A 23,103-nucleotide genomic window follows, 5' to 3' on the forward strand; every position below is an offset into this window, starting at 1 on the left:
TCCTCCAGGGTCATGTCGTTCGTGCCAGGTCGTCAGCGCCCGCTGCGTGCAGTAGAGCGTGGAGCTCTTCATCGGTCGCGTCGCGGACGTTGTTCTCACGGAAGGGATGCCCGCGGCTCGCCTGAACCATGGCGACCGCATCGGCGATCTGCTCCTCGAAGCGGGCGTGGAAGCCGATCTGCTCGTACAGCGCGGGCAGTCGTTCCACAAGCTCACGTGTCGAGGTGTCAAGAGCATCGCGGTTGAAGTGCGCCACATGCGGAAGCAGAACCCCGTTCTGCAAGCCGTGCGCGAGTTCCACCACAGGGGACGACGAGAGCGCATGCACCAGAGCGAGGCCGCTGTTCCCGCAGGCGATGTTGGCGAGACTGGATGCTTCGATCAGGCGCTGCAGCGCGGTGTCGTTCTCTCCCGAGCTGTTTCGGCCATCGGCATCTCCGGAGACGGCGATGGGCAGCACCTCGAATAGCTCGCGCGCGGCCTGGGCTGCGCAGGCATCGGTGAACACGCTGCGCCCTCGCGCCCAGAGCGATTCCAGGGCATGAGTGAGCGCATCCAGCCCGGCGAAGACCAGGGGGTTCCTCGGCAGGTCTCGCAGGGTCGTGCCATCCAGGATCGCCGCGACGGGTTCGTAACCCGCCCCGCGGATCACGATTTCACGCACGAGGCCGGGTTCGTGCAGCACGAGGGCATTGGAGACCTCACTGCCGCTGCCCGCCGTCGTCGGAATCGCCACGGTGGGCACTGGCAGGTGCCGAGCGCGTGCGTCACCCTCCAGTTCGAGGATCGGCACGCGGTTGGTCTGCAGCAGCGCGATGGCCTTGGCCGCTCCCAGCGCGCTGCCTCCTCCCACGCCGAGGACGACATCGACATCGGCCGCACGTGCACCCGCTGCCGCCTCCTCCACCGGCGCAGGTGCGGGGTTCACATCGATGCGCACCGTGTCGACGACCAGATCGCCGACACGACCGGTGTCCAGCATCCGTGTGAGCATGCCGATCTCTTCGAGTCCCCGATCGACCACGACGAGCACCCGTTGCGCACCCAGCCGATCGAGGATGCTTCTCGTGCCTGACACCGCGCCGATCCCCGCGTGGATACGTGTCTGCACCTGGAACTGGAGAGTCATCGCACCTCCACCGGAACGAGGTCGGCGGCGCCGGTGCGCGCCACGGCCGACCAGAGCAGACGACCGCTCGCCGGGCACAGGTACTCTCGCAGCTCGAGTTCTTCGTGCAACGCGATGTAGGGGCCATGCGCCTCAGCCGGCACGACCCGCTTGATGACGCCGGACACCCAGTCCGTCGGGGCGCCGAGCAGGGCCCCCGCACGCGTGCGCACCTCGTTTCCGAACTGGAACACGTCCGGCGTCAGCCACACCGCATCGTCGGGCACGGTGACGTCCTCGCCGATACCGGCGCCGGCGACCCGCCCTTCACGGATGCTGTCGCGTCGCCGCAGCGTCGCAAGCTCATCCACGTCGCTGCCGTCGAACTCGACACCGTAGATGTCACGGGCGACGCCGATGCTCACGTACTCGTCGGCCACATCGGCGGCCACCAGCCCAGGCGAGCGGTCGATCGGATCGCCGAATCCGCCGCCGCCCTGGAAGCTGTAGGCGATCACGTCGCCGCGGTCGATCCGGAAGAAGCCGGGTTTGGCACCGAAGTGCTCGATCTCACCCGACCATGACGGCAGGTCGTGCACTCCGAAGATGCGTCCCACCGGCGTATCGCCATCGGCATGGAGTTTCGCGTTGCGATTGCAAGATCCCTCCAGTCCGCCGAACAGACCGAGACTATTCGGCACCTCGACGCCGTGGCCGACGATCATGCCGTGCAGCCCGTCGACATCGTGAGGAGTGATGGCCAGCCCCAGCGTCGCTCCCCCGCGCTGCCGCCCTGGCCCGCCGGTGTCGGTGAGGATGCTCCGGTACAGGAACAGGATCGGCCCGGACGCTTCGTGCGATTCCACGTTCGTGATGGCGGGGCGCGGCACGCAGAAGTCTCCGGACCCGCTCAGACCGTCGTGGTCGCTGTACGCGCCACCGCCTCCGGCGGTCGAATCCAGAAGGAAGTTGCCGTATGGCGTCCCGTCACGGTTGACGCCGTTGATGACGAACGCGGTCATGGAGCCCTTCGTCACCGCGGTCGCATCGGGCAGCGTGGCAGCGGTGGTCGCGGCGAGTCGCGACAGCGCTTGCAGGGCGACATTGGTGACGACCCACGTCGCTGAGATGGTCGCAGACGAGACAGGTGCGGGGAACGACGCGTTGCAGACGATCGCCTCCGGTGCTTCCAGTTCGATGACTCGCAGCAGCCCTTCGTTCCACCGAAGATCGGGGGCCAGAGTCGGCAGCAGCGCGGTGAAGACTCCCGCGAGCATTCCCGACCAGGTGCAGTTGATGAAGCCGGGCGCTTGCGGGCTCGTGCCCGTGAAATCGAAGACGAGTCGATCCCCTGTCTTGCGCACCTCCACGCAGATCTCGTAAAGCGTGTTCGTGTGCCCGTCGTGCTCCAGGAAGTCCTGACCGCGGTACGAACCGTCGGGAAGCTCCCGGAGCCGATCGCGCAGGTGCTGCTCCGAGTGCTCGATCTCCAGCTCCATGATGCGCAGCACCTCGGCGAGGCCATAGCGGTCGAAGAGTTCGGTGAGGCGGCGCGCCGCGACGTTGTTGGCGGCGATCATCGCTTTCAGATCCAGGCCGACCGCGAGCGGCATCCTGGTCATCCCGAGCACCATGTCCCAGATGTCGGTGCGGATCTCGCCCTGCTCGACCAGACGGACACCGCTCATGAGCACGGCCTCCTGCTGGATCATGGTCGCGCCGATCCCCCAGGAGCCGAAGTTCATTCCTCCCATGTCGATCTGATGTGCGCACGCCCCCACCCACGCCACGCGCTCGCCGTGGTAGAAGACCGGGGCGACGATCGAGACGTCTTGCTGGTGCAGTGCACCCTTGTAGGGGTTGTTCAGGATGAACATGTCGCCCTCGCGGATGCCGGGACTCGCCTCGCAGTCGGCGACGATGTTGCGGACGACACTCGCCATCGATCCCGAGTGGAACAGCACCTGCGGCCCCATCGTCACGATCTGCCCGTCGGAGAGATACGTGCCCACGTTGAAGTCGGTGGCATCGGTGACCACCGGTGACCCGGAGACCGCCTTGAGGGTGATCGCCTGTTCCTCCGTGATGGCGGAGAGGCGGTTGCGCACCACTTCGAAAGTGATGGGATCGACGTCGAGCGGAGAAACGGACTCTTCTTGCATGGTGATACTCATGGTGTGTGGCCTCCCTGTCACGCGGTGGGTGTGATGACGAGATTGCGGATGCGGTCGACCGCGACTTGCTGGCCGCTGGCGACGTAGACGGTCGTCGTCGGGTGTTCGATCACGGCCGGTCCGAGAAGCGGCTCGCTGCCCAGCGAATCCCAGTCGGCGACCACGGCATCGGACCAGGCACCGATACTCACGTCGTAGACGGGCCTGCTGCCGTAGGACGCGGTGGCGGCTTTCGCCGGCGCGTGCGCGAATTTGGGCTTCGGGGTGCGACCGATCCCCGACACGCGGAACGTCGTCATCTCTATCCCCGCTTCTCGGAAGCCGGCGCCATGACCGTAGGTGTCTTCATAGATCTCCTCGAACAGGTCGATCAGGCGTCCCGCCGCGGCATCGTCGTCGAGAGGCTCTTGAACCGGCACGATGAGCTCGTGGGTCTGCATGCGGTATCGCATGTCGACCGACCGTTCAATGACGATGTCCTCGGGACGAACTCCGTCCTGCATCAGCTGCGCCCGCGCATTCTCTTCGAGCTCCTCGAAGACGCCACGCAGCAGCGCGGTATCGAAGTCGGCGGAGGGATGCGGGCTGCCGGGCGCGGACCGGAACGACACCGAGCGCTCGGCACTGTGGCGGATGTCCGCGGCGAGCGCGCCATACGCCGAATGGGCCATCGATGTCGCCGGAACCAGGATCGTGCCCACTCCGAGGTCGGCTCCGAACCCTGCGCAGTGCATCGGGCCGGCACCCCCATAGGCGTAGATGACGAAGTCGCGCGGGTCGTGACCGTGTCCGACGGTCAGCTCACGCAGGGTGTCCGCCATTCGCGAGTCGACGATGCGCTTGATCCCGGCGGCTGCTTCGACGACGCTCAGACCGAGAGGGTCGGCGATCTGCTCGCGGACAGCGGCTTCCGCGGCCGCCTTGTCGAGGCTCATTCGTCCTCCCAGGAAGACATCGGGGTCGATGACGCCGAGAACGACATCGGCGTCGGTCACGGTGACCCGCTGGCCGCCGCGCCGATAGCACACCGGTCCGGGGAACGCGCCGGCGCTGGCGGGTCCGACGCGCAGCTCGCCGCCTACGACCTCGGCGATCGAGCCGCCTCCGGCGCCGATGGCCGCGATGTTCACCATCGGTACGGCCACGTGGTACTGAGCGACCTCTGTCACCTGCGAGATGACGGGGCGGTCGGCGACCACGAGGCCGACGTCGAAGCTCGTGCCGCCCATGTCGGTCGTGATGACGTTGCGATGGCCGAGCTCCTGCGCCAGGAAGTGGGAGCCGAGCACTCCGCCGGTGGGTCCTGATGCGAGCAGCAGCACGGCGCGGCTCGCCGCATCCCGAGCGCCCATCACCCCGCCGATGGAGTTGAGCACACTGAAGCGGCCACGCAGACCTTCATCGCGCAGCGATCGCTCGAGCCTTTCAAGATACCGCTCGACGGTGGGCCCCAGGTAGGAGTTGAGCACTGTCGTGGCGGTGCGCTCGTACTCGCCGAGCACCGGGTTCACCTCGCTCGAGAGGCTGATGTAGGCGCCCTCTCCTGCCTCTTCCCGGATGATCTCGCCGACACGGCGCTCGTGCGCGGCGTTGCGGAAAGACCAGAGGAGACACACGGCGTATGCCTCGGCGCCGGCATCCCGGAGCCGACGAACCTGCGCGCGAGTGGCTTCCTCATCCAGGCCCAGGAGCACGGTGCCTGCTTGGTCGACGCGTTCGGGTACCTCGGCGATCAGGGTGCGGGGGACCAGCGGATCGGGGTATCTCCGGGCGCTGAACTTGCCCAGCAGCTCTGTCGGGGTGCCGGCGGTGAATCCCATCAGCCGCTGCACGAGGATGGTGTCGCCGAACCCGCGGGTGGTGATCAGCCCGGTCGTGGTGCCCCGCCGTTCGATCAGGGCATTCGTCGCCTGCGTCGTCCCGTGCCCGAAGCTGGCCACGTGACCCAGCATCTCGCTCAGGGTCTCGCCGCGCTCATCCGCGATCAGGCTGAGTGCGGCGAGCACGCCTTCTTCCAGAGCGTGGGGGGTCGTGGGCGCTTTGTTCGTGACGACACCGCCGTCGGCATCCATCACGACGACGTCTGTGAAGGTTCCCCCGGTATCGACCCCCACGTAAAGGGTGTCTTCGCGCGTGTCGGTCGGCACGACATCGGTGTCTGGCATCGGTCTCTCCTTCGAGCTCGTCCCGGTTATCGGGTACTCAGAGTCTTTCCTTCCGCAAGATTGTGAGCAATGATCTTCTGCTATGAGGAAGCAACTCCTGCAACAGCGACCGCCCTACCCCATCGAATCCGTCGACAATGCCCTGCGCCTGCTGCAGTTATTGCGCGATGGCGGCAGCATCCGTCTCACGGATGCGGCCGAGGAACTGCAGGTCGCGCCATCCACCGCGCACCGGCTGATGGCGATGCTCGTGTACCGCGGTTTCGCGATGCAGGAGGACAGCAGGCGGTATGTGGCCGGCCCCGCCCTGGGCACCAGGGCGATCGGGGCGCCGTGGCTTCATGACTTTCGGCACCGCGCCATGGAGCCCATGGAGATCCTGTCGGCGCAGCTCGTCGAGACGGTGAACCTCGTGGTGCGCGTGGGGATCAACATCCGCTTCTTGGCCACGGTCGAGTCCAGCGCGATTCTGCGCATCGGCGACCGCACGGGAACTGTGATCCCCGCGATCGGAGCCTCAAGTGGCAAAGCGCTGCTGGCACACGAAACCGAAGAGCGACTGGAGACCCTGTACCGCGGTCGTTCCGCTCAGATCGCCGGCGTCGCTCTCGATGACGAGCACTTCGAGAATCTGCGCAGAGAGCTCAGCACTGTTCGCTCGCTGGGATACGCACTCAGCCGTGAAGGGACGGAGTTCGGAGTCGGAGCGGTCGGTGTCGCGATCGTCGGGCCGCGTGGGATCGCAGTAGCCGGCCTGTCGATCGCCACGCCCATTGCTCGACTGGATGCGATGCTCACGCCGGACCGGCTCGCGCAGATCTTCCTCTGCCGCGACGAGATCTCTGCGATCGCCGCTGACCTGGCCATCGACGCGACATAGTTTTCCGCAGAGCAGACATTCGCGGATTCGGCGAATGATCGGCGGCGCGCGGGCCCTACTGTATGACTGTCACGGACAGAGGAGTTCGCATGCAGTACTACCTGAATGGCTTCTACACGGGCGATCCGTCCATCGCCCCGGCGCCGATGCCCGCTCCCGCGTCGCTGCCGGAGGACATCGATGTCTTGATCGTCGGGTCAGGACCGGCAGGCCTGGTGCTTGCCGCACAGCTGGCGAGGTTCCCCGAGATCACGACCCGCATCGCGGAACGCCGGCCCGGGCCGCTTGAGTTGGGCCAGGCCGACGGCATCGCCTGCCGCACTGTGGAGATGTTCGAAGCGTTCGATCTGAGCGATCAGCTGCTGAAGGAGTCTTACTGGGTCAACGAGACCACGTTCTGGAGACCGTCCGCGACCGATCGCCGCGTGATCGAGCGCACGGGACGCGTGCAGGACACCCGCGACGGTATGAGCGAGTTCCCGCACGTCATCGTCAACCAGGCGCGAGTGCAGGACTACCTGCTCGGTTCCATGCAGCGCAGCGCTACAAGGCTGTCGCCCGACTACGGACTGGAGTTCGTCGGCCTCGACGTCGACCGGGGTGCTGACCGGCCAGTGTCGGTCATGCTTCGAGAGACGTCCACGGATGCCGTGCGCACCGTGCGCGCGAAGTACGTGGTGGGATGCGATGGCGCGCGCAGCGCGGTTCGCACGGCGATCGGGCATCAGCTGCGCGGCGACGCGGCGAACCACGCCTGGGGCGTCATGGACATCCTCCCTATCACGGACTTTCCCGACATCCGCCTCAAGTCGGCGATCCAATCGGATGCCGGCAGCATCCTGCTCATCCCTCGCGAAGGCGGGCATCTGGTTCGCCTGTACGTCGACCTGGGGACCATCACAGCGGAGAACCGCGCGCAGGTTCGGGCAATGAGCGCCGACGACATCCTCGCGGTGGCGAACGACGTGCTTCGCCCCTACACGCTGGAGGCTGCGGAGACCGCCTGGTTCTCGGTCTACGAAGTGGCCCAGCGGATCGCCGACGCCTTCGATGACGCCGCAGAGGGCTCCGATCCGAGGGTGTTCATCGCCGGGGATGCCTGCCATACCCACAGCGCGAAGGCAGGTCAGGGCATGAACGTCTCGATGCAGGATGGCTTCAACCTGGGCTGGAAGCTCGCCTCGGTGCTGGGTGGCTTCAGCGAATCGTCGCTGCTCGCGTCGTACTCGGCGGAGCGTCGACCCGTCGCGCAGGAGCTGATCGACTTCGACAGGGAGTGGTCGGCTCTGATGGCATCGCCGGCCCAGGATCCTGATCACCCGGAGCGAGGCGGAATCACCTCGGAAGAGCTCGAAGAGTACTTCGTACGTGCCGGCGACTACACCGCGGGCGTCGCCACGCGGTATCGCGAGGGCCTTCTCGTCGCTGATCCGTCTCATCAGGGCTTGGCAACCGGATTCCCCATCGGCATGCGACTGCACTCCGCGCCCGTCGTCCGCGTCGCCGATGCGCTGCAGACCGAGCTCGGCCATGCCGCCAAGGCGGACGGGCGCTGGCGGCTGTATGCCTTCACCGATGCCGAGGGATCGCGGATGCAGGCACTGTGCGAATGGCTCGTCCGAGACGGGTCGCCGCTTCGTCGATACGCTCGGCCCGGCGCCGACATCGACGCGCTGATCGACGTGCGTGCGATCCTGCAGCGACCGCACCGCGAAGTGGATCTCGGATCTCTGCCTGCTCTGCTTGCGCCCCGCAAGGGCAAGTACGGCCTGATCGACTACGAGAAGGTCTTCACCGCAGCCGGGACGGGCGGTACTGACATCTTCGAGGCCCGCAGCGTCGACCGCACACTCGGATGCATGGTCGTCGTCCGTCCCGATCAGTTCGTCGCTGATGTTCTGCCACTGGATGCTGTCGAGCGCCTGTCCGCCTTCTTCGCGCGCGTTTTCACCGGCCACGAAGCGGGTTGACCCACCTCAGACGCCCGGCCAGTGAGCTCCGCCGCTGTACGATCAGGCAATGAAGCACTCGGCGGGCGAGATCGATCCGCCGACGTACGCGCTCGGCTCTGTGGACAGAGCACTGCTTGTGCTGCATATGCTGCGCAACGGCGCTCCGTTGCGGATCACTGCCATCGCCCAGCACCTTCAGGTGAGCGTGTCGACGGCGCATCGGATCGTCTCGATGCTCGTGTTCCATGGGTTCGCCGTGCAAGACGAGCATCGTCACTACCTGTCGGGCCGGCGCTCGGCGCACCGGTGCTGATGGCCCGCAACGTGGATGCGCTGCTGCAGATCTCGTCCTCGTTCCTTGAGGAACTGGCACAGGGCACCGGCAAGACGGTCAATCTGACCCTCCGTGTGGGTCCGCACACGCGAATGCTCATGGTCGTCGGCACGTGTGGGCATACCGAGATGGAACGCAGCGGTGCCGTGCATCCCGCCTATGCCACTGCCGCCGGTCGTGTCTCGCTCGCCGGCGTCAGCGACGTGCAACTCGAGCATCTCTTCCGTGGTCCGGCCTCGGAGAGGACAGGAGCCGCTCTCGACGATGCGGCATTCACCGAACTGATGCGAGAACTCAATCGCACGCGCAACCGAGGATATGCGTTGTCCCGGGAAGAGGCGGTCATGGGGATCAGCGCCGTGGCGTTCCCGGTGTCGGCCCACCACCAACAGAACGATCACCGTCGTCTGCCCCCGAGCGCGCGGTTCGACGCGCTTTTGGAAGACAACGCCAAGATGAAGCTGATCAGGGGGCCGCCGAGTCCCTCGGCCGGGAGCTTCGGATCGAGGACTGACGCGCCGCCGCGAGCGGTGCAGGAGTGACCGGCGCAGGCGCGGGATGCGCGATTTCCCCGATAGCGGAAAGTACCCGCGTCGACGGCAAACCGCGAACTCGCCTGAAGCAACAACCCATCCGGGGCGAACATCGAAGCTTGACAGTCAAGGCTGACATTCGATTGATGCGTGGCTCCCCAGGAACAGCTGGAATCCTCAATGAAGAGCGAAACACGCAGAACAGCCCGCACGATCTCGACAGTCGAGTCCGCCGTCACCCCCGTCGCCAACCTCGTCGCACAAGGCCGGCCGAAGCCCGAGATCGCAGCCCGATTACATCTCGCCCATGGCACGGTCAAGAACACCGTCTCAGCGCTACTCCGCAAGCTCGGCCAGCCCGATCGCACCGCGCTCGCGCTTCACCTCGTCCGAGACCTGGGCGCTAAGAAGTAGCGGCAGTTGGCTGGATCCGGCCCTCACGCGTCCGGGTTTTCTGTCCCGCCGCCGATGAGGTCCGCAGTGACGTTGGGTCTCTCCTCCACAGCAGCGACGGAACATATGGCTCCAAGAGCGACGACGACTACCGACCAGAGTCCCGGTAGGAGTATCCCGGCGAAGATAATCGCGACGCCGATCAGAAATGTACTGTTGCTTGTTCGGGTGAGGGAGTGTCGGAGGGTTAGCCACCATACGGCGAGGAAGAACAGTCCGACGGGGATGGTGAGCATGGCGGCGGCAGCGGCGTGGGCGATGTCGGTATCGCCGGCGGTCGTGTCGATGGTGATCTCGATGCCGGCGGAGAATGCGCCGGCGGCAGCGAAGATCGCGTAGTGGAAGTAGCCGAATGTGAGGGAGGAACCTAGGCCGTTGATGTGATTGTGGTGTTCGCGTGCGAAGTAGATCCACCACATGCCGGCAGCGATGATAAGCCCTGATGCGGAGATAATGAGCAGGTCAGGGACGCGGTGGCCGGTGTCGATCGCGTCTACGACGGCGTTGGCAGATGCCAGGATCGACTCGCCCAAGAGGATCAGAGTGAATAACCCATAGCGTTCGGCGATGTGATGTGCATTCCACGGGGTCGGGCGCTTCGCCTCCGCCCAGATCGGAACCGCGATCTCTGTGGCGGCGAGGATGAAGAACCCGATGAACCCGGCCGTCTCGGGGAGGAACAGTCGTGCGATCCAGAGGATCTGGACGATCGTGATGGCGGAGGCGTATCGCAATGTCGTGGTTCGTAGTGCCCGACCCGCGGCCGCGGCGCGGAGCCATTGCCCAACGAGAGCGAGACGCATGATGACGTACCCGATGGTGACTAGCGTGAAGTCGTGCTCGGCCATCGCGGAGGACGCACCGGCGGCGAGGATGAGCACGCCTGCCATCTGCAGGATCGTCATAGTCCTGTAGAGCCAGTCGTCGGTCGCGAAGGAGGTCGCGAACCAGGTGAAGTTCATCCACGCCCACCAGATCGCGAAGAACACCATCAGGTAGCCGAGGACCCCCGCACCTGCGTGCCCGTCGGCTTCCATGTGATGCAACTGTTGCGACGAAAACGCGACCGCGACCACGAACACGAGGTCGAAGAACAATTCGAGCGGACTCGCGGCCCGATGGGGTTCGTCCGGATCACGGGGTTGCATCCGGGCGAGCCTCACACGAGAAAGTGGCGACCGGGATGGCCGGCGGTTGTCTGCGGTCATGATCGCCTTCGTTTCGTTGGTGCGGTGTGTGCGCGACTAGCTCAGCGGGAGTCGCGCACACACTTGGCGAACTGCGCCTGGTCAGCCTTCGCGGATGGTGATTGAAGCGATCTTGTCGCCCTCCAACACGAAACGGAACGAGGAAAGTCCGTTAGCGAAGGAGCTGCGCCAGTCGCCGATGACGGTGGCTGTATGGCCGTCCTGGGTGATGCGTTCGGGTGTGAGCGTGCCGGTGGCGCCGAGGAACTCCCGGTCGCTCCACCGCTTGATGGCAACCGGGCCGTCATACATGGTGCCCCAGTCATCGACGAAAGCGGTCGGGGTGAACGCGGCGAGGAACGCCGCTTCGTCTTGCCTGTTCACGGCGTCGATGAATGACGCGATGGGCTCAGGGAGACTAACTGCAGTCATGGCAGGCGTCCTTTCGAAGCTCAGCGGGTGGTGTATCCGCCGTTGGCGAAGATCGTCTGCCCGGTGATCCACCAGCCTTCGGTGGCGAGGAACCGCACGATCGGGACGATGTCCTCGATCTTCGTCAACTGATTCCCCATCGCTTGGGACTTGTGGAACTCGACCCGCTCCGGGGTCTCCTGTCCGTAGAAGAACGGGGTGTCCATCGGACCGGGAGCGATCGCAGTGACGGAGATCCCCCGACCGGCGAATTCCTTCGCCGCTGCCCGCGTGAAGTGCTCGACCGGGCTCTTGCCTCCCGCGTAAGTCGAGTACCCATCCGTAAACGCTGCCAAAAGCGACGTCACGATGGTGATCACCTTGCCACCATCGGCGACGTGCTTGCCCGCCTCTTTGATGAAGAAGTAGGCCGCCTTCGAGTTGATGTCGAACATCGAGTCGTACTCGTCTTCGGAGGTCTCCAAGATCGGCTTGCGAAGCACTTTCCCGACCGTGTTCACCGCGACATCGATCGTGCCGATCGCCGCCTCGGCATCGGCGAACAACTTCTCCACGTTCGCGGGACTAGTGAGGTCGCCGGTGAGAACGACGCCCTTGCACCCGAGAGCCTCGACCGCGGCGAGCGTCTCTTCGGCCGCAGGCCTGGTCGATTCCGAGTTGTAGTGGATGGCGACGTTCGCGCCAGCCTGCGCAGCTTGTCGGCTGATCAGCCCACCGAGGTTCTTCGCGCCAGCCGCGACGAGGACGTTCTTGCCCTGGAGTGTGTATGTGGTCACGTGTTTCCCCTTCATCGTGTATCAATCAGATACCAATATATAGCATTGCTACACGGGGTACTATAGCGACATGACAGCAAGCGCGCGTGGCGATACACGAGAGCGCCTCTTGGAAGCGGCCGCCGACATGATTGCCGCTACCCCCGGCGACGACTTCTCCCTCCGCGCCGTCTGCGACCAGGTCGGGGTGAAGATGCCCACCCTGTACCACTTCTTCGGCAGCAAGAACGGCCTTATCAACGCCGTCATCGAGCGCGGCTTCGATCTCTACATGGCGCAGAAGAACACGCACGAACGCACTGGCGACCCTATCCAAGACATCCGTCACGGATGGGATGCACACGTCCGGTTCGGGATCACCAACCCCGGCTTCTACACCCTCATGTATGGAAAGGTCCGCCCCGGACATTCGCCGGCCGCGCAATCGCGTCCCAGTGAGGTACTGCTCGCCCTGACCGAGCACGCCGCAGCACAAGGCCGGCTCGTGGTCCCCCCGAAGCAAGCGGCCTCTCATATTCTCGTCACCAACATCGGCGTCACACTGCGACAGATCGTTCTCGCAGAAGAGGACCGCCCGTTGAGTATCAGTGTCCGTGAAGGCGCCATCGCCGCCATCACAGGGACGGCGGCCTCCGACTCCGAGCGCTTGGAGATTCACAGAGTCCTCGAATACGCGGCGTCCCATCCCGATGTTCTCGGTGCCAACGCGACATCGCTCCTCACCGAATGGCTGCAGCAATTGAGTGCAATGAGTACGACCGGAACTGACCGCTAGGTGTAGTCCCCGGGTGGCCGTGAGTCTCGATGGTTTTTGACGAGGAGTAGTGGGTGCGCGAGAACAGAGCGTTTGCGGACGCGCTTCGTGATGCGATGAGCGACCGGGGTATGACCCTATCGCGACTACAATCGCGCCTGACGGAACACGGCAATCCGATGTCGATCTCGGCACTCGGGTATTGGCGAAGCGGAGAACGTACCCCGGAGGGCGCCAAATCGCTAACGGCCGTCGCCGATATCGAAAGCGTGCTCGGCCTTGATTTGGGTTCTTTGAGCGCGCTTCTGCCCCCGAGCAAACGGCTCGGTAGTCTCGCACCGATGCGCACTCCAGAGGGGATCGGACCGGTCGCGGAGTCCATCGATGAAATGGGTCAGTTGCTCTCCTCGGAGCCGATCGACAACGTCCGAGCGTTGAGCGTGCAGATCGTGGCCGACATCGACGCGCAGGGATTCGTCAAGCGTCAGCGGCACCGCCTCCGCATTCAAGCGGTGCATACGCCGATGACCGAGTTCGTGTGGGTGGAGATGACGTACGTTCCAAGCCCGGTGACCCCCGTCTTCACGGCGCAGTACGGATGTCGCGTCGCAGGGACGGCGTCGCGTGCATCCGCGGACGGATTCGGCTGCCAGTTCACATTGGATCGCACAGTTCCAGTGGGTCAGTCCACGATCCTCGAGTACCAGATCGACTACCCCGAAGGCTATCCACAGGAGCAAGAATGCGGTTTCGCGGCTAGTCGCCGGACACACGAAATCGTGCTCTGGGCACGATTCACTGAGGGAGCGCCGCCCGCCTGGATCGAAGAGACCGAGATCATCAGCGGCGTCGAGAAGCGTCGGATGCGCGAACTCGATGGGCACGCCGTTCACGCGGAGAGAATCAACTTCCCCTCCGGCATCCTCGCCTTACGCTGGGGCAACTGACCAGCCCGGTTGTCGTAGACCTTTCGAGAAGGATACTGATGACGATGGGCGGCTAAGCGCCCGTGGAAGACGAAAATACCCGTTGACCTCACGGGACACGACCGGCTAAGACACAGTGCTCTCGATGGCTCTGAGCGATTTCGAACGGGCAGGTTGGCCTGCTACCGGGCGACCTTCGCCGTCGCGGGCATGCGCCGACCTCACCCCCATCACAGGCTCCCAACCACACTCACACGCCATGGGGTACTTCATGGGTGACTCGTGGTGTATGCCATGGGTGGTCTTTCGGTGTTTAGACGTCGAGCGCCAGTCTTCTGCCGTCTCCTATGTATTAGGCCTACCCATGGGGTGGTGGGTGGATAGGGGACCAGCATGATCGCAACCATCGACGCGGCGCCGGCCACGGCAGCGATTTGGAGTGACCTCGATGACGATCTTGCGCTGATCCGCGGAGCGAGCACCGGCCAACGCGAAGCTGCTGATCTCTACCTGCGCCGACACTGGAGCGCGTTGCAGCGCACTGCGCGGTTCATCGCGGGCTGGCGCGGAGATGCCGACGATCTGCTGGCCTCCGCTGTGACATCGACCTGGTCGAAGTGGACCATTGGAACGGGGCCTGATCGAAACGTCACTGGCTACATCGCGCAATCGATGCGCAACCGCCTTCTCGATGATATGAAGTCGCCGCGCTCCAAGGAGTTGAGCCTGGAGGAGGACCGCGTGGGGTTCCTCCCCCACGGTTCCGATACCTACGACGTCGAGGCGCAGATGAGTCGTCGAATCGTCGCGGACGCACTGGCAACCTTGCCAGAAGACCACAGAAGACTACTTATCTACGTGCTGATCGACGGAACGCCGGCGCGCGACCTCACTGCTGACTTCCAGCGTCCCGCGGCGTGGATCCACACGACGCTCTACCGGTCGAAGAAGCGGCTGCGCAGCGCGCTACTGAACGTGATCCTCAGTCGCGCGTGCGACTCGGAAGATTGCCGTCCCCGGCAGGAACGCTTCAGCACCGTCAGCGGAGGCATGCTCTTAGGTCAGGAAGACAACAAACTGCTCGCTGAGTTGTGGCATTGCGGCCGATGCAGTCAGGGCCTGCGTGATTTCGAAGCGCTTGCGTACCCTCGCTAGTCGATGGAGGAGACCGACGTTCCGACCTACCCAGAGCACGCACGGCGACTTTCACGCGCGCTCGTCAGGCAAAGGGAACCAGAGATCGTCGCCGCACTGGCGAACTACTTGCAGTCGCTAGCCAGGAGCCGTCCGGTGATGTTCCACGCGGCACTTCGCGGAGTCCCTCTCGTCTCTCTTGCCATGAGAATGCCGATCGACGCCGATGTTGACGCGCTTGACTCTCTCAACGTGCTGACGGCATCAGAGCTGGCATCGATTCCCCCGACTCGAATCGATACCTGGTTCATGGACCAGGTCCGGAGCCTCAGGAACGCAGGCCGGAAGACGGAGGCGGTGGAAGTCACGCGACGTCTTCGACAGCGCCTGCAGAACCGCGCCCAGCGCGAGCCGGGGGCGGTGGTTGCTTTGGCGCCGGTCGCCTTGCAACTCGGAATCAGCGAAGCCGTGGCCGGGAACCACGTCGCGGCGGCGTCTGATCTGCGAGCGGCGGCACGATGGGCTGATGACGCGGACTCCGACCTCGCTCTCGAAGCGACCATACGCGCCGCTGCCGTGGATGCCGCGCGTGGTCGGCTGCGAGAGGCGCAGCGGATACTCGATGAGCTCCCACCCCGCCCGGCGATGGGGGCAACACCCCGTTCAGAGTTCCTTAGGACGCTGGCGAAGGCGCTGCTCGCCGTGGAGCGGTTAGCCCCGGATGCCGAACAACTGCTGCTTCGATCGGATGCACTCGAGCAGGAAGATGATTTCTGGATTTTCCTGACCTTGGCTTGTACACGTTGGGAGATTGCAAACGGGGGTTTCAGCGCCGCCCTCGAGCGCGTCTCCGTTGCACGAACGAAGCATGCTCCCCTCAGAGGGAGCTTTGCCGATGCCATCCTCGTTTCGCTTCGCAGCAGTGCGTTGACGCACCTCGGCGAGTATGGAGCGGCCCGTCGTGAACTCGCGGAGTCGGCAGTCGATGACTGGGCAGAGCTGCGCGTAGTTCTGGCCCGGGTACTCCTCATCGAGGGGCGCGATGACCAGTCCCGAATGCTGCTGCGCGGACTCATCCGCGAGGAGCAGATCGGTCCCGTGATCCGCACGGAGGCCTTGCTGCTCGACCTCTGGAGACGCCAACAGGCCACCGGAAAGGTCGACGTGCCGATAGCTAAAACGGCTCGTGTTGCCATCGAACGTGAAGGTCTTGCCCGAGTGACAACCACCGTCCCCCGGTCTCTCGCACGAGCCGTGGACGCCGAGCACCACATGGTCGAGGTGGCAGACATTCCCCTCCGACCCACTCTGCGTCCCAGCCAACAGCGTGTGCTCGCTGAGCTCTCCAAGGGGAAGTCCGTAGGACAGATCGCCGGGCGTCTTCAACTCTCCGCGAACACCGTGCGCACGCACATCAAGGCCATATACCGACGTCTCGATTCGCACAGCCGAGCGGAGGCAGTCGAGAAGGCCCGCGATCTCGGTTTCATCGACGAGACGCCCGACGCGTAGGGACCGTCGGATTCGGATCGCTTGGTGCCATTCGTTCCAGACATGCGAATTCACACCGCCGTGCACACACCCCGGAGAGCTGTGGGGGAGGATGTGGGGGCCCTCCCCCACATCGCGCTTGCTGGGTACCAAGTCGCGATGGCGGTGCCGGCAGGTACCGACACCCCCTTGGGGATGAGGCAGCGATACTGCCTCAGGAGGACTGGGGAGCACCTCCATCAATACCGACGAGAACCGCCGACATTTCTGACAACGCTCAACGGTGCGTCGTCACCGCCTCCAAGTGAGTGGTTTCCACACTCCACCACCATGAGTGCGTGGACGGCATTCCGATATTTTGACAGTGATGCGACGAGACCCGATCCTCGCATCGAGGCGCAGAGCAGCCTGACTGGAGCTGCGCGATGGAGCTCACCTTGGGAGGGACGATGCCGACACGAACAGCTGAACGCGCTGCGTCCTTTCACGCGCGTGCGACCACGGCTCCCCCTGAGCTCGGAGCCGGGCTGTCCGAAGCGGACAGTCTGGTGGAGGACTATCGGAGGCTCACACGAGAGCATCCGCAGATCGTTTCGGAAGCCCTCCGCCGACTCTCCCGTGTGCTCAACATCCAGCCGAGAGCAACGCAGACGTCCCGTCGCACTCCACCCCGGATTTCACCGCCCGCGATGGCCAGGTCGGATGCCTCTGAGCCGACCACATTGCTGCTCTTGCTCACGGCACAGATGCGTCGGGCGTTCAACGAGGGAGAGGCCGGTGACGCGCTCGAGTTCGCGCGCCGGCTTCGCAAGCGAATCAACACCCTCACAGATGTCGCGGATGCCGATGCCGGGTCGCTCCTTCTGGAGACGGGAACCGTCGAAGCATTGTGTCGTCGCCCCATCAACGCCATCGCCGACTTCACACGAGCGCTACGTCTCGCATCTTCGTCCCCCGAGCTGCGCAACGGCATCGCCTTGCATGCAGCAGTGGTCAACGCCGCTTGCGGTCGCATCGACGAAGCGACCCGTCTTCTCGGCGTCGCTGCGGATGCCGTGCCGCCCACGGCCGGACTCGCGCCGCTAGCCGTTCTGACGGCGACACTGATCGCTGTCGAACGGCTCGACGCCGATGCTGAAGTGCTGCTCGACGAGCTGGCGGAGTGCGAGCTCGTCGATTTCTGGCCATATTGCGTCCTGGCTCGGGTGCGCTGGGAACTTGCGCACGGCTCATACGGTGCCGCGCTCAATCAGGTGGCGATCGCCGACGCAGAGCACGAGGTCATGCCGGGAACCATCGCGGAGTCAGCCCTCGCGTACTGCCGTTCTGCCGCGCTGACGAGCATCGGGCACCCGCGCGCGGCGATCGAGATCATCGACTCGATCGCCGCGGATACACCTGAGCTCCTTCTCATGCGCGCTCGCGCTACTCTGCATCTCGGTGACGACGCGACGGCGCAGACGCAGATCGATCTCGTCCTGAGGGATGAGACGACCGGACCCATCGTTCTGGCCGAGGCCTCCCTGATCAAAGTGTGGATCGCGGATCGTGCAGAATCCAGCGATGTCGCGTGGTCGACCCGTGCGGCGAGACACGCCGTCGCGGCGGAGAACGTCATGCGCGCCCTCACTACCGTGCCGATCAGAATCGCGTCGATGGTCTCCCCTACGAACGCGTTACTGATCGACATCCCGGAGCCGGTCACAGCGACGCGCCTGCGCAGTAGTCAGCTGGCAGTGCTTCGCGAACTTCACCACGGTGGCACGCTGGAAGAGATCGCGGGCAGACTGCAGCTGTCCGTCCATACCGTCCGCACGCATGCGAAGGCGATCTACAAGCGTCTCGACGTGCATACTCGCGACGAGGCGGTCTCACTCGCACGCGCCATCGGCCTGCTGACCTGACCGGAGTGGTCGCGACAATCACGATGCGACCTCACCGCATCTCCGCCCCCTCAGCGACAGCGACAAGGCTGCTGACGAGCGCGGAGATGCCGTCCGTCCCGAGCGCAACCGGCACCGTCCCGTTCCCCGTTGGGACGACGAGCGCGGCTGCCGGGCGCCGTACGCCGACCTCAAGGCGACTGCCCAGCGAACCTGCCAGGTCGACCGCCAGGGCAGCACCGGTGGGCGCGGAAAGAGCGTCGACATTGTCGAGATTGCCCTGTGGAAGTGAGTAAACGACGTAAACGTCGACCACGGCGCTGAGTGCTCCGCCTTCCATGGCCAGAAGCTCGTGCACGGCGATGCACGCGCGGCATCCTGCGCGGAGGAAGACGATGAGCCGTGCCCGCGTTCCTGGCTTCGCAAGATCGACGATGTCGCCGCTGTCGGGCAGTAGCACCACGCTGGACGTCGGCTCGACGAGCGGTGACGGCTCCGTCGACGCTCGGCTGAGCGCTCTGACAGCCGTTCCGATCACGATGGCCGTGATCGCGCATGCCGCGAGTGCCCAGTAGACTGCGGCGTCTTCAGCCGCCGGCGAAAATAGGGGTGTGACGCCCGCGCGTCGCCCTTCGGCGGCAGCGAACGTGCTCAGGATGCTGAGCACCACTGCCGCTATGACGAGCGAGAGGTTGCGTCCGATGAGAGAGGCGCCGATGCGCGAAGGGAGCCAGTCGCCGAAGCACCCGCAGTCCTCCGTTGAGCCGAGTCGATGCGCGCGTACGACGACGGCGAGCAACGCAGACATGAAAGCTGTCGCGAGCCATGCGCCGATCGCCAGTGCCCACCCCGACGCGAGGGTCAACCACAGGGCAATGGCCGATTCGGCAGCGATGAGTGCAAGCGCCGCGACGCGCGGCTGACTCATCGGTATCCGCAGCGCGGCGAATGCCGCCTGCCCACGATCGGTGGCATGTACCTTGCCGAAAGCGCTTGCGAAAAGCACAAGCACGAGAAGCGCGATCAGTACGACCACGAGTGCGTTCATGCACTCAACCTCCATGGCCTCACGCGGACTCCATGCGTCTCATGCCGGGCCCGCACGGTGAACGACTGAGGGTTCTGGAGAGAAGAGTCTCTCTCCAGAACCCTCATGGGGTCAGCAGCTGAACGCGAAGAGGTTCGAGAGCTGGCCGATGTGATCAGCCTGCGCGTCGCTCCAGTTGCCGACGGCGGTCATCTGCAACTCGGGGCTGATCGAGCCGACCGCGGTGTTCCAGGCGCTGGTGATCAGCGGCCCGGCGACCGGGATAACGCCGAGGCCCTGGATGAATGCGTTGAGCGCATCGTATCCGGGCACACCCGTCACATCCGGCGGGACCAGCGCACCGAAGTAGCCCCAGAAAGTGCTGTCGCCGGGAACTAGTCCGATGAGCTCCAGGTCGCGGGAGATGTCCCACGTGCAGGTCAAGGTAACAGTCTGGTTGATCCCTGTGCCGTTGTACGTCCGCGTGAACGTCGGCGGCGAGAGGTAGTCCCCCAGATTGGACGGCGTGATCCACAGGTCGCCGGCCACCTTCGGACCGTTCACGGCGAGCGCGGCGGGAACCAGAACTGCCGCGACGATCGCGCTCGCATACGCCAGCGAGAATGCTCCGAATGCGAGGTCCGCACCCGGGAGCAGGGTCGGATCGGTCGTTCCCACGAAGGGGACGTTAGGTGCCGGGAGCGTCATCGCCCACGTTCCGCTGGCCGTCTCCGTCACCGACAGCACGGCCGGGATCGGATCGCTCGGCGAGTCCGCGACGACACGGAACCCAGGTGCGAGCAGACCGGTTCCACCCGCGTCGAGGACGCAGTCGGGCGTGACGCTCACGTTCCAGGGACTGCTCACGCTCGCCGCAGCGAGCGGCGTGGCAACTGCGGCGGCAATGACCGGCACTGACCACGCAGCGCCCTGCACGACGGTGCGCCGACTGAGCTGACCGCGTCCGTTGCGTGACTCTTCTTCGAGCTCATTGGTTTTCTTCATTGATTTCCCCTCTCGCCAGACTCGCGCCTGACTCTGTCCGACCGGCGACGAATGCCGGTGCACGGCACGCGTTTGACGGCCGCTCACGCTGAGTCTGGATCGAGGGACGAGCGGACACGGACGACAGGCGAGCACTGGAGACCTTTACGTCGAAGGACGCGAGATTCTCGTCCAGCGGACATCGATGCGAGTCAGACCCGCGCGGAGACCTCAGGGCGCCGGCGAGCGCTCGCCAGATTTGGCGAGTGATGTCGTCATGAAAGACAAGGGCCACGTCGTCGATGTCGAAAGGGTTGTTCGCGCATGCTCGTCCGCCGCACTGTTGAACGTTGTTTCGAGCTCAAGATCGAGGCAAGTATGGCGTTGAGTCTTCGTCAGCCGACGTCCGTTCGATGTGCACGGCCTTCCCATATCACGGCGTTCTAGTGCTGTCGTCTGCTCGAGCACAGCTCGCGGAAGCTCAACTAGAAAGCGAAGGGTTCGTCGCACCAAGCACTGTCCGTTCGATCGGTTGGGAAGTTTCGCGCCCGTTCCCTCGTATCGCGCTTAACTCGCGAGGCGGCGAGAGCTGGCGAACGACACGTCTATGGTCGTCGGCAGGTACGTTCGCCGGCCTCCCGCTCCGTCCCGGAATGATTCGAGCCATCGTGGGTATCGATGGCGAGGGTACCGTCCGTACCGCCGCCGGTTCGGTGACGGTGCCCCCGCGCACGATCCTTGCGCTACCGGGCGATGCACAGGTCGAGACAACGCAGAGCGCGCCATGGGCGCGGATGTTCTGGGAGGTGGACTACCCTGCCCTCCATCTCCCCCGATTCCGCGCGGCCTATACCCGAGTTCTGAACGTTGAAGGACACTTGTGGAACCTCATCACCGCGATCACCAACGTCCTCGCCCCGTCAGATAACCGTCCGCACAGCGACGAGGACCCCTTCCTCGCGGAGGCACTGGGCGCCGCGCTGACAGCGGCATTGTCCAGCGCAGTAGCGCCTCTCATGGCGGCGCGCCCGTCCTTGTACGCGGATGCCCTGCGCATCATAGACGGGCAACACCGTGACCCAGCCCTCAGCGTCACCATCCTGGCGCAACGACTATCGGTCTCGGTGCCGCATGTCCATCGTCTCTTCGCTCATGCGGGCTCGAAGCCACGAGATGCGATCGAGGAGCGGCGGGTGTCAACCGCGCTCGCCCTTCAGCAGCTCGCCGATGGGCACATGGACGAGAAAGAAATCGCCGCACACGCGGGCTTCACAAGCGTTCGCCGCATGCGGGATGCGATACAACGTCAGAGCGGCGGAAGTGCTGACGTCGTACGTCGGCGCCATTCGACGACGCTCTGATCCTGCACCCACGTGAGAAGGAGGCCGTCGAGATCACCCCGACGGCCTCCTGTAGCACTGCGCTATTACGTCCGGGGACGACGGCGGCGTACGATGAGAGCGGCACCGAGAGCGAGCATGACCGCAGCAGACGCAAGCGCCCCAAATGGGGGTGTCTCCACCGGTCCATGCAAGCGCGGGCGGCTCACTCGGTGTCGCCGGCACTGGCGGCACCTCCGCGACCGTCACCGTCTACTCGGGCGACTCGATGTCCTCATGCGTCGCGACGGGTTCACACCGCTAGCTCTGGCGGTGTCCGCGGCGGCGTAGGTCCGGCTTGGCTGACACAGACGTCGGCGAACCCGCGAAAACTGCGTCAGCATCTTTCCCGAGGAAGTCGGCTGCCACGTCGTCGGCCGGAGTCGCCGCCTGCCCCGCATATGCGCCGTAATATTCGCGTCGGTAGTAGGCGGATTCTGCGCCTTTGCGAGGGACTTTGTTGAGCACGACACCGAGGACGCGGCCGCTGGTACGGGCGACGCTGTCGATCGCACGCTGCAGCATGTCGAAAGTCGTCTTCCCCGACGACACCACCACCAGGACTCCGTCGGCTCCGGCGGACAACACAGCGGCGTCGGTCACGGGAAGCACGGGCGGGGAATCAAGAATGATGATGGCGGATTTGCTGACCTCGGCGAGGAAGTCACGCATGCGGCGCGATCCGAGCAACTCGCTCGGGTTCGGAGGGATGCGTCCGGCGCCGAGGACCACAAGTGGGACCGCGTTGTTCGGGTGGTGCGCGACGTCTTGCAATTCAGCGCGTCCAGCAAGAACGTCGGTGAGTCCGACGTCACGTGAGATGCCGAAGATATCGGCGATCACGGGTCGTCTCAGATCGCAGTCGACCAGGATCGCCCGCTGGCCGGCTGCGGCGAGGCTTGAGGCGAGGTTCACCGCGACGGTGGATTTGCCGTCGCCGGGAACAGCGCTCGTCACGACGATGACACGGGGCGGGTTGTCAACGTCGATAAACTGCAGATTCGTGCGCAGTTCTCGCATCGACTCGATCGTGTGATGCGAGACGCCGTGCTGCGTCCCTAGCGAGAAGTCGATCACCTGGCGAGTTCCAGCCATCGCCTTCTCCAGAGGAAGAACACCGATCGCTGCGACCCCGGAGATGCGCTCCACGTCGCGCTGGTGACGGATGCGACGATCCAACGTGTGTCGTACGAACGCGTACACGAGCCCCAGGGCGAGACCCGCCAAGAGACCGAGAGCCAGGTTCAGGCGAGTGTTGGGTGAAATGGGGGAAGAGGGAAGCCGCGCAGAATCACCCACGATGAGTTCGACCGCGGCCGGGATCGCCTCCGTTCCGCTCTCCAACTTCTCGACCTCGATCGCCATACCGCGCAGCCATGAACCGCCCTGGGTTCTGTTCCGGTGTTTATGTGAGCGCCGGTTCGGCGTTGTGTGATTGATAGTAGGCGGCTTCGACCTCGGTTGGAGTGGCGTAGCCGAGAGCTTCGTGGAGACGCTTGTTGTTCCACCAGTCGACCCAGTTCATCGTCTG

Annotated in this window: 21 protein-coding genes; 11 read left to right on the forward strand and 10 right to left on the reverse strand. The window is 64.7% G+C overall.

Annotation, left to right across the window (positions count from 1 at the left end; all coding sequences use genetic code 11):
* Positions 1-10: 10 nt before the first annotated feature.
* Genes ACYVG2_RS16180 through ACYVG2_RS16190 form a run of 3 tightly spaced genes read right to left on the reverse strand, consistent with a single transcriptional unit; the run spans position 11 to position 5,447 of the window.
* Entirely contained in the window at positions 11-1,129 is a 1,119-nt protein-coding gene (locus ACYVG2_RS16180; protein WP_460781922.1) for an iron-containing alcohol dehydrogenase family protein, read from the reverse strand.
* Positions 1,126-3,282 carry a hydantoinase B/oxoprolinase family protein gene (locus ACYVG2_RS16185; protein WP_460781923.1) on the reverse strand — a complete coding sequence of 719 codons (2,157 nt, stop codon included), beginning with the start codon at positions 3,280-3,282 and terminating at the stop codon, positions 1,126-1,128. The genes ACYVG2_RS16180 and ACYVG2_RS16185 overlap by 4 nt, the downstream gene beginning before the upstream one ends.
* Positions 3,283-3,299: 17 nt before the next feature.
* Positions 3,300-5,447 (reverse strand): hydantoinase/oxoprolinase family protein, encoded by a 2,148-nt coding sequence (locus ACYVG2_RS16190; RefSeq protein ID WP_460781924.1) that lies wholly within the window; start codon positions 5,445-5,447, stop codon positions 3,300-3,302.
* A gap of 82 nt (positions 5,448-5,529) precedes the next feature.
* Here ACYVG2_RS16190 and ACYVG2_RS16195 point away from each other — a divergent pair, with 82 nt between their 5' ends.
* The 5 genes from ACYVG2_RS16195 to ACYVG2_RS16215 all read left to right on the forward strand — a co-directional run bounded on the left by ACYVG2_RS16195 (position 5,530) and on the right by ACYVG2_RS16215 (position 9,560).
* Entirely contained in the window at positions 5,530-6,327 is a 798-nt protein-coding gene (locus tag ACYVG2_RS16195) for an IclR family transcriptional regulator (RefSeq protein ID WP_460781925.1), read from the forward strand.
* Between the two features lie 89 nt (positions 6,328-6,416).
* Positions 6,417-8,297 carry an FAD-dependent monooxygenase gene (locus ACYVG2_RS16200; RefSeq protein ID WP_460781926.1) on the forward strand — a complete coding sequence of 627 codons (1,881 nt, stop codon included), beginning with the start codon at positions 6,417-6,419 and terminating at the stop codon, positions 8,295-8,297.
* Between the two features lie 49 nt (positions 8,298-8,346).
* Complete coding sequence (locus ACYVG2_RS16205) at positions 8,347-8,592, forward strand: helix-turn-helix domain-containing protein (protein WP_460781927.1); 246 nt, start codon at positions 8,347-8,349, stop codon at positions 8,590-8,592.
* Positions 8,592-9,155 (forward strand): IclR family transcriptional regulator domain-containing protein, encoded by a 564-nt coding sequence (locus ACYVG2_RS16210; protein WP_460781928.1) that lies wholly within the window; start codon positions 8,592-8,594, stop codon positions 9,153-9,155. The genes ACYVG2_RS16205 and ACYVG2_RS16210 overlap by 1 nt, the downstream gene beginning before the upstream one ends.
* Before the next feature lie 171 nt (positions 9,156-9,326).
* Complete coding sequence (locus ACYVG2_RS16215; RefSeq protein WP_460781929.1) at positions 9,327-9,560, forward strand: response regulator transcription factor; 234 nt, start codon at positions 9,327-9,329, stop codon at positions 9,558-9,560.
* A gap of 23 nt (positions 9,561-9,583) precedes the next feature.
* On the opposite strand, the gene ACYVG2_RS16220 is transcribed toward ACYVG2_RS16215, so the two are convergent.
* The 3 genes from ACYVG2_RS16220 to ACYVG2_RS16230 all read right to left on the reverse strand — a co-directional run bounded on the left by ACYVG2_RS16220 (position 9,584) and on the right by ACYVG2_RS16230 (position 11,994).
* Positions 9,584-10,747 (reverse strand): low temperature requirement protein A, encoded by a 1,164-nt coding sequence (locus tag ACYVG2_RS16220; protein ID WP_460781930.1) that lies wholly within the window; start codon positions 10,745-10,747, stop codon positions 9,584-9,586.
* Positions 10,748-10,888: 141 nt separating this feature from the next.
* On the reverse strand, positions 10,889-11,218 hold the full coding sequence (locus tag ACYVG2_RS16225) for a nuclear transport factor 2 family protein (RefSeq protein WP_460781931.1): 330 nt from the start codon (positions 11,216-11,218) through the stop codon (positions 10,889-10,891).
* A gap of 20 nt (positions 11,219-11,238) precedes the next feature.
* On the reverse strand, positions 11,239-11,994 hold the full coding sequence (locus ACYVG2_RS16230) for an SDR family oxidoreductase (protein ID WP_460781932.1): 756 nt from the start codon (positions 11,992-11,994) through the stop codon (positions 11,239-11,241).
* Positions 11,995-12,064: 70 nt separating this feature from the next.
* Here ACYVG2_RS16230 and ACYVG2_RS16235 point away from each other — a divergent pair, with 70 nt between their 5' ends.
* From ACYVG2_RS16235 to ACYVG2_RS16255, 5 genes are all read left to right on the forward strand, one after another.
* A complete protein-coding gene (locus ACYVG2_RS16235) occupies positions 12,065-12,769 on the forward strand; it encodes a TetR/AcrR family transcriptional regulator (RefSeq protein WP_460781933.1) in 705 nt (234 codons plus the stop codon).
* Positions 12,770-12,822: 53 nt separating this feature from the next.
* On the forward strand, positions 12,823-13,695 hold the full coding sequence (locus tag ACYVG2_RS16240) for a hypothetical protein (protein ID WP_460781934.1): 873 nt from the start codon (positions 12,823-12,825) through the stop codon (positions 13,693-13,695).
* A gap of 372 nt (positions 13,696-14,067) precedes the next feature.
* Positions 14,068-14,829 carry an RNA polymerase sigma factor gene (locus ACYVG2_RS16245; protein ID WP_460781935.1) on the forward strand — a complete coding sequence of 254 codons (762 nt, stop codon included), beginning with the start codon at positions 14,068-14,070 and terminating at the stop codon, positions 14,827-14,829.
* 336 nt (positions 14,830-15,165) lie between these two features.
* Positions 15,166-16,320 (forward strand): helix-turn-helix transcriptional regulator, encoded by a 1,155-nt coding sequence (locus ACYVG2_RS16250; RefSeq protein WP_460781936.1) that lies wholly within the window; start codon positions 15,166-15,168, stop codon positions 16,318-16,320.
* 710 nt (positions 16,321-17,030) lie between these two features.
* Positions 17,031-18,203, forward strand: coding sequence for a helix-turn-helix transcriptional regulator (locus ACYVG2_RS16255; protein WP_460781937.1), 1,173 nt, complete (start codon positions 17,031-17,033; stop codon positions 18,201-18,203).
* Positions 18,204-18,234: 31 nt separating this feature from the next.
* Here ACYVG2_RS16255 and ACYVG2_RS16260 read toward each other — a convergent pair whose 3' ends face one another.
* Positions 18,235-19,230 (reverse strand): MauE/DoxX family redox-associated membrane protein, encoded by a 996-nt coding sequence (locus ACYVG2_RS16260; protein WP_460781938.1) that lies wholly within the window; start codon positions 19,228-19,230, stop codon positions 18,235-18,237.
* Positions 19,231-19,341: 111 nt separating this feature from the next.
* The gene (locus ACYVG2_RS16265) at positions 19,342-20,214 is read right to left on the reverse strand and encodes a hypothetical protein (RefSeq protein WP_460781939.1); all 873 of its coding nucleotides are present in this window, start codon (positions 20,212-20,214) and stop codon (positions 19,342-19,344) included.
* Between the two features lie 632 nt (positions 20,215-20,846).
* On the opposite strand from ACYVG2_RS16265, the gene ACYVG2_RS16270 reads away from it, so the two are divergent.
* Positions 20,847-21,554, forward strand: coding sequence for a helix-turn-helix domain-containing protein (locus ACYVG2_RS16270; RefSeq protein ID WP_460781940.1), 708 nt, complete (start codon positions 20,847-20,849; stop codon positions 21,552-21,554).
* 279 nt (positions 21,555-21,833) lie between these two features.
* On the opposite strand, the gene ACYVG2_RS16275 is transcribed toward ACYVG2_RS16270, so the two are convergent.
* Together ACYVG2_RS16275 and ACYVG2_RS16280 are read right to left on the reverse strand one after the other, a co-directional pair.
* On the reverse strand, positions 21,834-22,937 hold the full coding sequence (locus ACYVG2_RS16275) for a polysaccharide biosynthesis tyrosine autokinase (protein ID WP_460781941.1): 1,104 nt from the start codon (positions 22,935-22,937) through the stop codon (positions 21,834-21,836).
* A gap of 40 nt (positions 22,938-22,977) precedes the next feature.
* The coding region (locus tag ACYVG2_RS16280; RefSeq protein ID WP_460781958.1) for an integrase core domain-containing protein at positions 22,978-23,103 on the reverse strand (126 nt) is incomplete at its 5' end.

Source organism: Microbacterium shaanxiense (assembly GCF_054779995.1).

Bases quoted from the DNA above. Each gene is read 5' to 3' on its own strand.
- ACYVG2_RS16180 (WP_460781922.1), bottom strand. From the start codon at position 1,129: ATGACTCTCCAGTTCCAGGTGCAGACACGTATCCACGCGGGGATCGGC.
- ACYVG2_RS16185 (WP_460781923.1), bottom strand. From the start codon at position 3,282: ATGAGTATCACCATGCAAGAAGAGTCCGTTTCTCCGCTCGACGTCGAT.
- ACYVG2_RS16190 (WP_460781924.1), bottom strand. From the start codon at position 5,447: ATGCCAGACACCGATGTCGTGCCGACCGACACGCGCGAAGACACCCTT.
- ACYVG2_RS16195 (WP_460781925.1), top strand. From the start codon at position 5,530: ATGAGGAAGCAACTCCTGCAACAGCGACCGCCCTACCCCATCGAATCC.
- ACYVG2_RS16200 (WP_460781926.1), top strand. From the start codon at position 6,417: ATGCAGTACTACCTGAATGGCTTCTACACGGGCGATCCGTCCATCGCC.
- ACYVG2_RS16205 (WP_460781927.1), top strand. From the start codon at position 8,347: ATGAAGCACTCGGCGGGCGAGATCGATCCGCCGACGTACGCGCTCGGC.
- ACYVG2_RS16210 (WP_460781928.1), top strand. From the start codon at position 8,592: ATGGCCCGCAACGTGGATGCGCTGCTGCAGATCTCGTCCTCGTTCCTT.
- ACYVG2_RS16215 (WP_460781929.1), top strand. From the start codon at position 9,327: ATGAAGAGCGAAACACGCAGAACAGCCCGCACGATCTCGACAGTCGAG.
- ACYVG2_RS16220 (WP_460781930.1), bottom strand. From the start codon at position 10,747: ATGCAACCCCGTGATCCGGACGAACCCCATCGGGCCGCGAGTCCGCTC.
- ACYVG2_RS16225 (WP_460781931.1), bottom strand. From the start codon at position 11,218: ATGACTGCAGTTAGTCTCCCTGAGCCCATCGCGTCATTCATCGACGCC.
- ACYVG2_RS16235 (WP_460781933.1), top strand. From the start codon at position 12,065: ATGACAGCAAGCGCGCGTGGCGATACACGAGAGCGCCTCTTGGAAGCG.
- ACYVG2_RS16245 (WP_460781935.1), top strand. From the start codon at position 14,068: ATGATCGCAACCATCGACGCGGCGCCGGCCACGGCAGCGATTTGGAGT.
- ACYVG2_RS16260 (WP_460781938.1), bottom strand. From the start codon at position 19,230: ATGAACGCACTCGTGGTCGTACTGATCGCGCTTCTCGTGCTTGTGCTT.
- ACYVG2_RS16265 (WP_460781939.1), bottom strand. From the start codon at position 20,214: ATGAAGAAAACCAATGAGCTCGAAGAAGAGTCACGCAACGGACGCGGT.
- ACYVG2_RS16270 (WP_460781940.1), top strand. From the start codon at position 20,847: ATGATTCGAGCCATCGTGGGTATCGATGGCGAGGGTACCGTCCGTACC.
- ACYVG2_RS16275 (WP_460781941.1), bottom strand. From the start codon at position 22,937: ATGGCGATCGAGGTCGAGAAGTTGGAGAGCGGAACGGAGGCGATCCCG.